9 protein-coding genes and 1 tRNA gene are annotated in these 13721 nt (G+C 62.7%); 4 read left to right on the top strand and 6 right to left on the bottom strand.

Annotated elements, in window-relative coordinates:
* Positions 1-6: 6 nt before the first annotated feature.
* The 3 genes from OU993_RS03985 to OU993_RS03995 form a co-directional block, all read right to left on the bottom strand.
* Positions 7-1521, bottom strand: a complete 1515-nt coding sequence (locus tag OU993_RS03985) for a bifunctional aminoglycoside phosphotransferase/ATP-binding protein (RefSeq protein WP_268154956.1) — start codon at positions 1519-1521, stop codon at positions 7-9.
* A 152-nt stretch (positions 1522-1673) separates the two neighbouring features.
* Positions 1674-1750: transfer RNA gene (locus OU993_RS03990), tRNA-His, on the bottom strand.
* A gap of 142 nt (positions 1751-1892) precedes the next feature.
* On the bottom strand, positions 1893-2339 hold the full coding sequence (locus OU993_RS03995) for a phasin (RefSeq protein ID WP_268154957.1): 447 nt from the start codon (positions 2337-2339) through the stop codon (positions 1893-1895).
* A gap of 258 nt (positions 2340-2597) precedes the next feature.
* On the opposite strand from OU993_RS03995, the gene OU993_RS04000 reads away from it, so the two are divergent.
* From OU993_RS04000 to OU993_RS04015, 4 genes are all read left to right on the top strand, one after another.
* On the top strand, positions 2598-6485 hold the full coding sequence (locus OU993_RS04000) for a PAS domain-containing sensor histidine kinase (RefSeq protein ID WP_268154958.1): 3888 nt from the start codon (positions 2598-2600) through the stop codon (positions 6483-6485).
* 135 nt (positions 6486-6620) lie between these two features.
* Positions 6621-8189, top strand: a complete 1569-nt coding sequence (locus OU993_RS04005) for an ABC transporter permease (RefSeq protein WP_268157497.1) — start codon at positions 6621-6623, stop codon at positions 8187-8189.
* 406 nt (positions 8190-8595) lie between these two features.
* Positions 8596-10407: an AsmA family protein gene (locus OU993_RS04010; protein ID WP_442792863.1), complete on the top strand. Its 1812-nt coding sequence runs from the start codon at positions 8596-8598 to the stop codon at positions 10405-10407.
* An 83-nt stretch (positions 10408-10490) separates the two neighbouring features.
* Positions 10491-10727 (top strand): DUF378 domain-containing protein, encoded by a 237-nt coding sequence (locus OU993_RS04015; protein ID WP_268154959.1) that lies wholly within the window; start codon positions 10491-10493, stop codon positions 10725-10727.
* Positions 10728-10792: 65 nt separating this feature from the next.
* Here OU993_RS04015 and OU993_RS04020 read toward each other — a convergent pair whose 3' ends face one another.
* Genes OU993_RS04020 through OU993_RS04030 form a run of 3 tightly spaced genes read right to left on the bottom strand, consistent with a single transcriptional unit; the run spans position 10793 to position 13702 of the window.
* Positions 10793-11611, bottom strand: coding sequence for an ABC transporter permease (locus OU993_RS04020; protein ID WP_268154960.1), 819 nt, complete (start codon positions 11609-11611; stop codon positions 10793-10795).
* A 5-nt stretch (positions 11612-11616) separates the two neighbouring features.
* Entirely contained in the window at positions 11617-12525 is a 909-nt protein-coding gene (locus OU993_RS04025) for an ABC transporter permease subunit (protein WP_268154961.1), read from the bottom strand.
* A 10-nt stretch (positions 12526-12535) separates the two neighbouring features.
* Entirely contained in the window at positions 12536-13702 is a 1167-nt protein-coding gene (locus tag OU993_RS04030) for an ABC transporter ATP-binding protein (RefSeq protein ID WP_268154962.1), read from the bottom strand.
* Positions 13703-13721: the final 19 nt, after the last annotated feature.

Consider the following 13721-nt stretch of genomic DNA (forward strand, 5'->3'; position numbering starts at 1 on the left):
CAGCTTTCAGCCCTCGAGTGCCATCCTCACCACCTTGTCCAGCGGTGCATCGGCCGCAACCGTCTGCCAGTCGCTCACCTGCGGCTTGCGTTCGAGCTGTTTTGCCAGCACATCCAGCGTCGCATCCGAAGGACCCGCCTCTCTTTCGCGCACGCGCCGGCGCAGGGTCGCCGCATCCGCCTCCAGCCAGATTCCGGTGAAGCGGGCCTTTGCCTGGCGGGCGGCGGCACTCATCTTCAGGCGGTTGTCTTCCTTGTCGAACACTGCATCGGCCACCACCGAGACACCGTTTGCGAGCAGATCCTGAGCGCGCATGGCAAGCTCGCGATAGACCTCGGCCGAAACTTCCGGGCGGTAGGCGGCTTCCGGCAGGCGGGTTTCGGCGGGCACATCAAACAGCGCCTTGCGAACCCGGTCGCTCTCCAGAATACGGGCGCCGGGTGCGAGCCCAAGCTGCGGCGCCAGATGATCGGCAACCGTCGTCTTGCCCGAACCGCTGAGACCGCCGATCGCGATCAGTCGCGGCGGCATGTGACCGAGAAGGGTTTCCGCCAGATCGAAATAGGAGCGCGCTTCGGCAATCAGCGCCTCGGACCGGCTATCGGCTTCGGCCACCTGCGTTGCCGTGACATGCGCCCGCACGGCGGCGCGAAGGGCCACGAAGAAGGGCAGAAGCCGCATGCCCTCGTCATCCTCGCCCTCGTCCAGATAACGGTTCATCACGAGGTTCGACAGAGCCGGAAATCCGCGATGCCACAGATCCATCAGCAGGAACGCGAGATCGTAGAGTACATCGGTCGTCGCCAGTTCCGCGTTGAACTCGATGCAATCGAAAAGCCGCGGCACGCCATGCAGAAGGCAGATATTGCGCAGATGCAGATCACCATGGCAGCGCCGGACCCGCCCGACATCGGCCCGCCGGTCGAGAAGATCGGCAAGGCGCGACAACTGCTGCTCGAAGTTTTGCGTCAGGCGATCCGCCTCGTCTTCGGAAAAAACATCGCTTGTGGCAAAACCGGCGCGGTTGATGGCAAGCACGCGCCCGACCCGGCCTGCCCCGTCCCCGGCGGCGATGATCGGCGCCTGCCGGTGCGCGCGCGCAATCATCCGCGCCGTCTCCGTCATCAGCGCCGGCGTCAGCCGCCCGGCGCCGGCCATGCGGTCAAACAGCTGTTCCTGATCGAAACGCACCATCTCCACGACGGCATCCACGAGCGCGCCCTCACCATCCCAGACGAGCGACTGGTCGGCGCTGCGGGTGATACGCCGCACCCGCCGGTAAAGACCGGGCGCCGTCACCGAATTCATCGCAAGCTCCGCCTCGCAGGCCTCCAGGCGTTTTTCCGGTGTCGAAAAATCCACGTAAGGCAGATTGACCGCGCGCTTCATCTTGAAGGCACGGGACCCGGCCAGCGCGATCAGCGAGATATGCGTCTCGATGAATTCCACCGGCCCGTTCTGGCCGAGATTGGCGGACTGTTTGAGAAAATCGCGCACCTCGCGCTGCTCATCCACGATCATGCCATGCCCTCCGCCGGGAGTGTGACTGTCAGATGAGGAATAACTTAAGGCAGGCGGGAATGATCCGCGTTGATTTCGCGCAAGTGGGCAGGCGCTTCAACGGAGGCCAATTTGGCGACTGAACGTTCAGGAGGATTTCGTTGGGGATAAAATGGTACGGTTGGGGGGTCTCGAACCTCCGACCTCAGGTGCCACAAACCTGCGCTCTAACCAACTGAGCTACAACCGCATACCATCGGGTCGACATGTGCCGACCGCGTCTGGGGCGTGACATAAAAGCATTGAATGCGTTTTGCAAGCCCCGAGTTTGGCGAGAATATAGAAAAAGGCCGGGAAAAATCCCGGCCCCTTGCAATCGTCGCGCGGCGAAATCAGGCCGGCTTGAAGGTGGTCATGACCTTTTCGGCGGCTTCGCGGCCCGGCTTCGAGACTTCCTCGGCGAGCTTGCGGGCGGCTTCCTGCATGGCCTTGGCCTGCTCGACCGTCGTTTCGGCCTGCTTGCGGACAAAGCCGGTCTGCAGTTCGATGAGTTCTGCTACGGACTTCACGCCCAGCAGAGCTTCCATGTGCGAGAGCGACAGGTCGGCATTGGTGCGCATGGCGTCGATGGCCTTGAGACCGAGCTCGACGGTGCCGGCCTGGGCGGTCTGCATCGTGGCTTCAACGGTCTTGGTGGCTTCTTCCGCAGCGGTCTTCATCTTGGTGAAGGCTTCGCGCGACTGGGCAGCACCCTTTTCGGCGAATTCGCGCAGGCTGTCGGTCATCTTGGCCGGGTCGAAGGCGGAGAATGAGAAGATGTCGTCAGTTCTGTATGCCATTGTCATCATCCCTTTTCAGCTGATGTTCGGTAAGGTTTGGGTGGCCACCGGCGTTTCCGACGACCGCATATGACTTATATAGACGAAACCGTTGTGCATTGCAATATCATTGTGCATCGCAACATAAGATTTTGCTGATTAACCCTATCGCCCGAAACCCGGATTCCGATTGTGGACCCGAGGGGGCTTCGAAGTTACTAACAATGTGTTAATCTGCCGTCGGCTCGAGAAGAAGACGGTATCCACCCAAGGCCCGCCATGTCCTCTGTGCAATATCCATTTATCGACATCGCCGTTCACGAACGGATCCGCGCCCATTTTGCAGCGGGCAAGGCGCTTGTCCTGTTTTCGACGGATATGGCGGAGGTTCTGTGGGCGAATGGCCGTGGCGCACGCCTCTTCGGCCGCAGCTCGATCTACGACCTGATGGATCAGGGGCCGATCCGTGTCGATCTCACCTATCGCCAGGCCCTTTCGACCGCGCGCGGGCTGCGTGCGGCGGGTGAAACGCGCACCTTCATGATCCGCATGACGGAAGGGTTCGAGCGCATCGGCGTGACCGCGGTGTGCGAGCGCATCACGCTTCCGGGCGGCGGCGAGGGCATTCTGTTCGCAGCGCCCGCCGGGGCCGCCGACCCGAAGGCGATCGATTGCGCACGCCAGATGCTGGAGGGTTTTGATGACCCGCAGACCCATATCGCCGTTCTGAACGCCGATGGCGAGATCATCTCCGCCTCGCCCTCCTTTGCGGCCCTGCAACTGACGCCGCAGACGGCGAGAATGCTGGTGACGCTGGCCGGCCATGACCGGGAGCGTCTGGTGAAGCGGCCCGTGCCGACAGCCGCGGGATACCTGCCGGGCGCGATCGCAAGACTGTCCGACGAACCGGCGCTCAATCTTCTGTTCCTGGTCCAGCCGGAAGATGGCGCACCGGAGAACCCGGTTCTCGCGACCGAAGAAAAGGCCCCTTCCGCATCCTTTGCCGCAGCACCGGCCTTCGAGGACGCGCTCGAAGCCGTGTCGGCCATCGACGAGTTGGAGGAAGACACCGAGGAAGATCCGGATTTCACCGAGGATCTTTCGGCACCGGGTGTGTCGGAGACCGACGGGGATGAGACGATTGCCGTGAATGCGGATACGGAAGAGCCTGCCGATGCAGCACCGGCGGCCGAAGGGAACGAACCGGATCTGCCGGCGGAAATCCAGCCCGAGGCGCAAGAGGCTCTCGTCGAGGAAACGGTATCCTCTGCCGCCCTGGAGCCGGTTGCTGAGGACTTTGACGCGCCTGCCGCGCAGGACGATGTCGAGGAGACCGTAAACGAACCGGGTCCCGTCACGGAGGAGCCGGTGGCGGAGGTGCGTGCGCCCGCCGTCCCGTTCCAGCCCGACATGCGCGCCACCCGTTTCGTGTGGAAGATCGATGCGCAGGGCCGGTTCCGGGAAATCTCGCCGGAGCTTGCGGCAGCCGTTGGCCCGCATGCCGCCGAAGTCGTCGGCCTTGCCTTCACCGATGTGGCGGCGCTCTTCAACCTCGACCCGGAAGGCCGGATCACCGAACTTCTCAACCGCCGCGACACCTGGTCCGGCAAGACGATCCGCTGGCCGATCGAGGGAACGTCGCTCGCCGTGCCGATCGATCTTGCGGCTCTGCCGACCTATACCCGCAACCGCGATTTCGACGGTTTCCGCGGTTTTGGCATCATCCGCATGGCGGACCTGCACGAAGACCCGCTGGCAACCGGCCTGACACTCGCCCCCGAAGAGGGGATGACGGACGAGATCGAGGCGGACGCCGGCTCGGATCTGCCGCACGAATCAGATGCAGACTCCGTACCGGAGATCTCCACCGACAGCGAAACGGTGGAAGAGGCTGCAGCCATCCCCGCCGAACCACCCTTCCCGCCCTTCCACCTGCCGGACCAGGAGAACGAGGCGGACCTGCAGCCAGCCGAAGAGCCGGGCGTGGGCGCGCTGGAGGCTGAAGAGGACACCACGCTGGACGCAGTGCCGGACGCGGATTTCGACACAGACGCCGCGGCGAACGAACCGGCCGATGAACCGGAGCCTTTACCCGCGCCGACGGCGGAGCGACCGGTTCTACGCATCATCGACAATCCCGGCCGGCGTCATTCGGACAAGGTCGTGCGGTTCGAGGAGCATCGCAGCCCGCTGAACGAGCGGCTGTCGCCCTCCGAACAGGCGAATTTCCGCGAGATTGCCCGCCGCCTGGACGTGTTCCGCCGGGCAGATGACGTCGTGGCCGAGACCGACACCCCGGAAACCCCGTCCGAGGCGACGGCACCGCAGATGGACGATCAGGCCGAGGATGCATCGACGGTGGCTGATGCAATGGATGCAGCCCCCGCAATGTCGGCTCCCGAGGAAACGACGGAGCATCCGGCGGTAACGGATCAGGATTCCGTGGCCGAGGAGCCCGCAGACACGACCGAACCGCATGAGGCCGACGGTGAACCGGCCATCACGGCGGAAACGGACGCCGAACCTGCCGCGGACGACAGCACCGAGACGATTGCGACCGAGATCGAAGATCACGACACGGACGAGCCGGCGGATGCCGAGGAGGCGCCGCTCTCGATCGAGGAAGCGTATGCGCAGGCCATTCCGCTGCGGCCCCGCCCGCAGCTGTCCGCCGATGTGGTTGACCAGATGCCGGTGGCGCTTCTGGTGCATGCCGGCGACCGGCTCATCCATGGCAATCCGGAATTCCTGCGGCTGACCGGTTATGACAGCCTGGAGGCGCTCACCGAGGTGGGTGGCCTGGATGCCCTGCTGCAGCGGCAGGATCTGGAAGACAAGACGGCAGAAGCCGGCGGCATGGTCGTGGTCCGCGCAGACGATGCGCTGGTGCCGGTGAGCGCGCGTCTTCAATCCGTCCGCTGGGACAATGCCTCCGCGCTGATCCTGGCCCTGATGCCGACGGGTTCTGCCCCTCAGGACCTGCAGGCCCTGCCGCACGCCGCCGGTCCGAGCGAAGAGGGTGCACGCCAGGCCGACGAAGTGGCACGCCTCAAGGTCGAGGTGGACGAATTGCGCGCCATTCTCGACACGGCCACCGACGGGGTGGTGATCATTGGCGCCGATGGCGACATCCGCTCCATGAACCGGGCCGCGAGCGCGCTCTTCAACTACGACAGCGACGAGACGACGGGCAAACCCTTCGTCATGCTGTTTGCGCATGAAAGCCAGAAACATGTCATGGACTATCTCTCGGGCCTCAGCGGCCACGGCGTGGCAAGTCTTCTGAACGACGGGCGCGAGGTGATCGGCCGAGAGGCGTCCGGCGGTTTCGTGCCGCTGTTCATGACGATCGGCCACCTCACCTCCTCGAACGGCTATTGTGCGGTGATCCGCGACATCACCCAGTGGAAACGCACCGAAGAAGAGCTGCGCAGCGCCAAGCGTGCCGCCGAGACGGCAAGCGCCCACAAGACGGAATTTTTGGCGCATGTGAGCCACGAGATCCGCACGCCGCTCAACGCCATCATCGGTTTTGCCGACATGATGGCGACCGAACGGCTCGGCCAGATCGGCCATCCGCGTTACGTGGAATATGCCAATGACATCGGCCGCTCCGGTCGCCATGTACTCGACATCGTCAACGATCTGCTCGACATTTCGAAGATCGAGGCGGGCGAGATGGACCTCGATTTCGCCTCGGTCGGCCTGAACGAGACCGTGTCGGAGGCCGTTTCCCTGGTGCAGCCGCAGGCCAATGGCCAGCGGGTGATCATCCGCACCGCGCTGTCGCAATCGGTGCCGCCGGTGGTGGCCGATCTGCGCTCGATCAAGCAGATCGTGCTGAACATCCTGTCGAATGCCATCCGCTTTACGCCGTCCGGCGGGCAGATCGTCGTCTCCACCGCCTATGAAGCGAATGGCAGCGTTGTCTTGCGGGTGCGCGATACGGGCATCGGCATGACCCGGGCGGAACTGGATCTTGCCATGAAGCCCTTCCGCCAGGTGGCCGGCGCCAGCCGCAAGCGCGGCGATGGCACCGGGCTCGGCCTGCCTTTGACCAAGGCGATGGTGGATGCCAACCGGGCGAATTTCTCCATCCACTCGGCACCGAACGAGGGAACGCTGGTCGAGGTGACCTTTCCCTCGCCGCGGGTGCTTGCAAACTGAGGGCAATGCAGTAAAGCGTCGGAAAACGAAAGGATTTCGGCCTTGCTGCTTGCCCGTCCGCAGTCTGGGCGCACGGTGCGCCACGCCATCCGCCCCCTGCTGATCTCGGCTGTCCTTGCCTCGTCGCTGGCAGCCATGCCGGTGATTGCCGTGGTCTGGATCGCCCTGTCGGGGGGCACGGAAAACCTGCAACACATCCTGCAGACCGTTTTGCCGCGCGCAACGCTGCGCACGCTTTCCCTGGTTCTTCTGACCGGCCTTGTCAGCTGCCTGTTCGGCATCGTGACTGCATGGCTCGTCACCGCCTTCCGTTTTCCGCTGCGCCGGCTGCTGTCTGTCGCGCTCGTTTTGCCGCTCGCCATCCCCTCCTACATCGGCGCCTACACCTTCGTGGAGTTTCTCGATTTCACGGGGCCCGTGCAGAGTTTCTACCGGTCGCTGTTCGGTTTCCAGTCGGCCCGCGACTACTGGTTTCCCGATATCCGCTCGCTTGGCGGCGCGGTTCTCATCATGTCGTCGGTGCTCTACCCGTATGTCTATCTCGCCTGCCGCTCGAGTTTCCTGATGCAGGGACGCGCCGCAGCAGACGTTGCCCGCACCCTCGGCTCCGGTCCCTTGCGCACCATGCTGCGCATCCAGCTGCCGATGGCTCGCCCCGCGATCGTCATCGGCCTGACGCTCGTCACGATGGAGACACTGAACGACATCGGCGCGGTCGAATATCTCGGCGTCAACACGCTGACCTTCTCGATCTATGATACCTGGCTCAATCGCGGCAGCCTGCCGGGGGCGGCCCAGCTCTCGCTGGTCCTGCTCGCCTTCGTCGCGGTTCTGATCGCGATCGAGCGGCTGGCCCGGCAACGGCAGCGCTTTTCCGTCAACCGCACCACGGCGCTGGTCAACGACCAGCTGCGCCCGAAGCTGAACGGCTTGTCCGGCTGGCTGGCCGCCCTGCTCTGCTTCATCCCGGTGGCGATCGGTTTCCTGCTGCCCTTCCTGATGCTGCTGAGTTATGCCTTGCGCCGGCTGGAACTGCTGGCAGACCCGCGCCTGTCGAAAGCGCTCTGGCACAGCATCACCGTGTCCGGCGCTGCAGCCCTTGCCACCGTCATCTTCGGCTTCCTGCTCGCCTACACGAACCGGACCGAAAAACGGAAGCTCGCCGGACTGGCCGGGCGCATCGCCTCGCTCGGTTATGGCATGCCGGGAACCGTACTCGCCATCGGCGTCCTGATGCCGCTTGCAAGCTTCGACAATGCGTTCGACGCGCTGATGCGCAGCCAGTTCGGCGTCTCGACCGGCCTTTTGTTGTCCGGCACCGGCTTTGCCATCTTTTATGCCTGCACCGTGCGTTTTCTGACGATGGCCGAGGGAACGGTGGAAGCCGGTTTCCAGAAGCTCTCGCCGCATCTCGACATGGCCGCCAGAACCCTGGGCCGCAACCGGGCCCAGACGCTATTCGGCGTGCTTCTGCCGAATATGCGGCCCGCCATCCTGACGGCAGCGCTCTTCGTTTTTGTGGAAAGCATGAAGGAACTGTCGGCCACGATCCTGCTGCGGCCCTTCAACTTCAACACGCTGGCCACCCTGATCTATGAAGATGCCTCGCGGGCACAGATCGAAAATGCCTCGATCGCCTCGCTGATCATCGTCCTCGTCGGCCTCATCCCGGTGATCATCGTCTCGCGCTCGCTAGAAAGATGAGGCAGGCACAGCTGTGCAAAAAAGAAGGCAGCCGAAGCTGCCTGTAATTTATGCTGATAGATTTGCCGGATGGGGTCCGTGAAACACGGGTATTGTCACCCGTTTGTCTCGCCGACATCGTCCGGTGTTCGCCTTAAGAATGCGTTAAAAAGCGACACCATGTTATACTGGGATGCACTTTGCGTACGATAGACGACCCAATGCCTCGTATTGGCACAGAACGTCGATACTTCTGACGATCTTGGGACATCGACCGCCGCCAACCGTCTTTCTTCCGCCACGTTGGTGCGTGACGGGGCATCTGTTCGACAGGTTCCGGCGCGAATTGCATGCGCATGGCAATTCCGTTAACGAAGCCAGGGACGCGCAGCCTGCGCAGCCAAGACCGAAAGATGACAACTCACACGTGATGACGATCTACCGACCAGGCAAGACCATCTTGAGGATCGCTCTGATCAGCGGTGGAAGCATCCTGTTGCTGATCCTCTTGTTCCGGCTCGTGGCACCGGTGCTCGTCTCCACTGCCCTGGTCAGGGAGCGGATGGAAACCGCCGTGGAAGCCTGGCTTGGCCATGACGTGATCATTCGGGAAAATCCGGACCTCCAGTTCTGGCCGAGACCGCTCATCACCTTGCGCGACATTACCATCCGCGCCGAAGATCGCGACGACTCCGAGGTTCTCGGTCACATCGCCACTTTGTCCGCACGTTTCAGCCTTCTCGATGCGCTCTACGGTGTGCCGGTCTTCCGTGATTTCACCCTCACGTCTCCCGACCTGACCGTGCGCATGGGCCAGAACAATCGCGTCAACTGGAGCAGCAGCGGCCTGCTTGGCAAAGCGCTCCGCAAGGCCGCAGACGAACAGCCGCTCGATCCTGAGGAAAAAGCGACGGTGATCGGCGACGTCACGATCGCAGGGGGGCGTCTGCGTCTCGAGGATCCGCAAGGCCGGGCGCTGGTGATGGAGAACATCAGCGGCATGATGGTCTGGCCTCAGTTGGGTTCGGCGGCGCAATTGCGTCTGAACACCGACATTCGCGGCCAGTCGTTTGCGCTCACTTTCTCCTCGCCGCAGCCGCTGCAACTGCTGGGCGGACGCAATGCATCTTTGAGCGCGAGCATCACCTCGACGCTTGTCACCGGCACCTTCTCCGGCATGGCGAACCTTGCGAATTACGCGTTTTTCTCCGGTGATCTTCAACTGAGCGTGCCGGACGTCAACGGGCTCGCCCGCTGGGCCGAGTTTCCGGTTCATACGGCCGACCGCCTCAAGGATCTGTCGCTCTCCGCACAGCTTGCCACCATGGGAACCGTGCTGCGGTTCGACAAGCTTCAGGTGAAGGCCAATGGCACGCAGGGCCACGGCGTGATGGATCTGATGGCGGCAACCGAAGACCGTCCCCGGCGGGTGACCGGCACGCTTGCCTTCGACAATCTCGATTTGTGGGCGCTCGTCTCGGCTCTGTCTGCCGATCAACGTGATCCCGATGACACCAGGGCCGGACACGACCCGATCGCGGAACGGCACCTTGGTTTCGACGTCCGGTTTTCCGCCAGCGAGGCCTCCTTCGGACCGCTTGCGCTGACCAATGTTGCCGTCAGCGTGCTCGCAGATCCGAAACGAAGCCAGGTCGAGATCCTCGACAGCGACCTCTTGACCGGTTCGCTGACCGCGCAGTTGCAGATGCAGCAACAGGCACCCCGGACAAAGGCGCGGCTTTCGATCCGTGGCGTCAATTTCGCGACCCTGGCCAGCCAAATGGCCTTGAAGGGACCGACGATCAATGCGCCGGCTTCGCTTGATCTCAGCTTTGCGACAGAGGGTGCGATCACCGATGCGCCCGGCAACGACCTATCGGGAACCCTCAAGGTGACGGCCCAAGCGGGCGACGTCGAAGGCCTGTCGCTGTCGGAGATCCGCGCGCTTGCGGCCAAAGGCACCTATTTCTCGCTGGACCAGGCCCGCAACGGATCAACGACATTCGAGACCCTCGAACTCGTTGCGAAGATTGCGGCAGGCAATGCCGAAATCCAGACCGGCCGGCTTGCCAACCAGAACCTGTCTCTCTCCGTATCCGGTGTCGTGCCCTACCTCACGCAAAGCCTCGCCCTGTCGGCGGCGGTGGACGACAAGAGCGGCAGTCAGCCGCCGGTCAATCTTTTCGTTGGTGGCGCCTGGCCGAACCCCGTCATCTGGCCGGTCACGTCGGAGCGGTAATCTGCGATATGTTCACCGCCAAGGCGGAACAATGTGGGCATGTGCCTGTTGGACTGACAGCCAACCAGGATAGGAGACCCGGCATGCGCGCATTGAACATCATCACACTTCTTCTCATCATTGTCGGCGGCTTGAATTGGCTGCTGGTCGGCATTGCCGATTTCGACCTTGTCGCAGCGATCTTCGGCGGTCAGGACACTGCCCTGGCAACCATCGTCTACGTACTCGTCGGTCTGTCGGCCCTGTGGCAGCTGGTACCGTTCAGCCGCAGCATGTCGGTTGGCGAAACGGCAGCGCAGTCCAATATCGGCCACCGTTGATCATAACCGTCGCCTGAATCCGGAAGCCGGTGCGCCCGCAAGCGTGCCGGCTTTCGCCTGTCCGGTCACCCCGCTGCCCGCACCGCCTGATGTTCGTCCAGGATGCGGCGGGTTTCGGCCCGCTTTGTCGAAATGGATGTGAAGATCACACCGATCGTGACAAGCCCGATCAGGATCGTGCAGATGGCATTGATTTCCGGGGTCACCCCGAGGCGGACCTGCGAATAAATCTTGATGGGCAGGGTCGTCGCACCCGGCCCGGTGGTGAAGCTTGCAATCACCAGATCGTCGAGCGACAGCGTGAAGGCCAGCATCCAGCCTGAGATGATGGCCGGCAGGATCAGCGGCAAAGTGATCTTGAAGAACGTCTTGACCGGTGGGCAACCGAGATCGAGCGCCGCCTCCTCCAGGCTCCGGTCGAAGGTGACGAGCCGCGATTGCACGATGATCGCGACGTAACACATGGTGAAGGTGGTGTGTGCGATGGTGACGGTCCAGAAGCCGCGTTCGACGTTCATCGCCACGAACAGCAGAAGCAGCGACAGACCGGTGATGACTTCCGGCATCACCAACGGCGCGTAGATCATGCCGGTAAAGGCCATGCGTCCCGGAAACCGCGGGTAACGGGTGAGCGCCAAGGCCGCCAGCGTTCCGAGCACGGTACCGATCGTGGCACTCAGCACACCGACGCGGGCCGTCACCCAGGCGGCATCCATCAACCCCTCGTTCGACCACATCACCCGGTACCACTCGAGCGAAAAACCGCCCCAGACCGTGACGAGTTTCGAAGCGTTGAACGAATAGATGATCAGGATCAGGATCGGGATGTAGAGAAAGGCGAAGCAGAGCGTCAGGACCGTGCTGTCGAAGCGGGAAGCTTTCATGGCGATCACCTCACCTTCTGCTGCTGGTTCTGGAAGATGACAATCGGCACGACCAGCGCCAGAAGCAGGAGCACGGCGACGGCGGAGGCCAGAGGCCAGTCACGATTGCCGAAAAATTCCGTCCAGAGCGTCTTACCGATCATCAGGGTTTCGGCCCCGCCGAGAAGATCCGGGATAACGAACTCACCGGTGATCGGGATGAAGCAGATCATCGATCCGGCAATCACACCCGGCAACGACAGCGGAAAGGTGATCTTCCAGAAGGCCTTCCAGGGCGGGCAGCCGAGATCGCTCGCTGCCTCCAGCAGCGTGTTGTCCATCTTTTCCAGCGCCGAATAGAGCGGCAGCACCATGAAGGGCAGATAGGAATAGACGATGCCGATGAAGACCGCATAGTCGGTGCGGAAGATCTGCACCTGCTGGTCGGGACCGAACAGACCGATGCTCTGCAAGAGGAGCGTCAGCAGTCCTTCCGGCTTCAGGATGCCGATCCAGGCATAGACGCGGATCAGGAACGAGGTCCAGAAGGGCAGGATGACCATCATCAGCAAAGTCGGCCGAATCGTCGACGGGGCACGCGCCATGGCAAGCGCCATCGGATAACCGATCAGCAGCAGCAGGCCGGTGGAAATCAACGCCATGCGCAGCGATGAAAGGTAGGCGTTGATATAAAGCGGGTCTTCCGTCAGGAAGAGATAGTTCTCGACATCCAGCTGCGAGAGAAAATCGCCAATCGCGCCAAACCCTTCGAAGGTCGGCGTGTAGGGCGGCATGGCGATGGCCGTATCCGACAGCGAAATCTTGAAGATGATCAGGAAGGGCGCGGTAAAAAAGACCAGCAACCAAAGATAGGGCACACCGACCACGAGCCAGCGCCAGGGATTGTTTTGCGAGGTGGCTCCGGTCTCTGCCATCGTCCGCCCCCTATCGTGTCAGCACAAGGCCGCCGTCGAGCGGCCAGCTCAACCAGACCATGTCGCCGAAGGTGATCGGCCGATCGACGAGACGCGAGACATTCGCCTGCGCGGCGCGGATCGTGCGTCCATCCTCCAGCCGGACGAGGAAAACCGAGAAATCCCCCAGATAACCGATGTCCCAAACCTCGCCATGCGCGAGGTTGCTGCCGGTTTCCGGCGGCTGATCGAGCGAGATGCGCACTTTTTCCGGGCGGATGGCAAAGGCCACCCTGTCGCCCACGACGGCCGCGCATTCCTGCTCGACAGCGATCTTCAGGCCGTCACTCTCCAGATGCACCACGGGTGGATGGCCGGGATGCACGCATTCGCCGGCATTTTCCACCAGCGCGCATTCCAGGATGTTGATATCGCCGATGAACTCCGCCACGTAGCGGCTGTTCGGCGCCTCGTAGATTTCCGCCGGCGTTGCCACCTGCACGACAATACCCTTGTCCATCACGGCAATGCGGTCCGACACCGTCATGGCCTCTTCCTGGTCGTGCGTGACGATGAGGAAGGTGAGGCCCAGCGTGTGCTGGATGTCCATCAGCTCAAACTGGGTCTCTTCGCGCAGCTTGCGATCCAGCGCGCCCAGCGGTTCGTCGAGCAGCAGCACCTTGGGGCGCTTGGCGAGCGACCGGGCGAGCGCCACGCGCTGACGCTGACCGCCGGACAGTTGCGCAGGCTTGCGCTTGGCGAAATTCTCGAGTTTCACCAGCCGCAGCATTTCCTCGACGCGCGCCTGGATATCGGCCTTGGGCAGGCCGTCCTGCTCCAGACCGAAGGCGATGTTCTTTTCCACCGTCATGTGCGGGAAAAGCGCGTAGCTCTGGAACATCATGTTGGTCGGGCGCTTGTAGGGCGGCGTGCCCGAAAGATCCTTGCCCTGCAGCAGGATGCGGCCCTCGGTCGGCTCTTCGAAGCCGGCCAGCATGCGCATCAGCGTGGTCTTGCCGCAGCCCGAGGGCCCAAGAAGCGAAAAGAATTCCCGCTCGTAGATGTCGAGCGTCAGATTGTCGACGGCGACGAAATCGCCGTACCGCTTGGTGATGTTCTCGAACCGGATGAAGGGCGTGGCCGCGGGATCTGTCCAAGGCGAAAACTTGCGTTTCACCGGTCCCAAAGATTTCGCCATGCGCGCCCCCGCTCCGTTA

Source organism: Rhizobium sp. SL86 (assembly GCF_026672545.1).
GTDB lineage: Bacteria > Pseudomonadota > Alphaproteobacteria > Rhizobiales > Rhizobiaceae > Neorhizobium.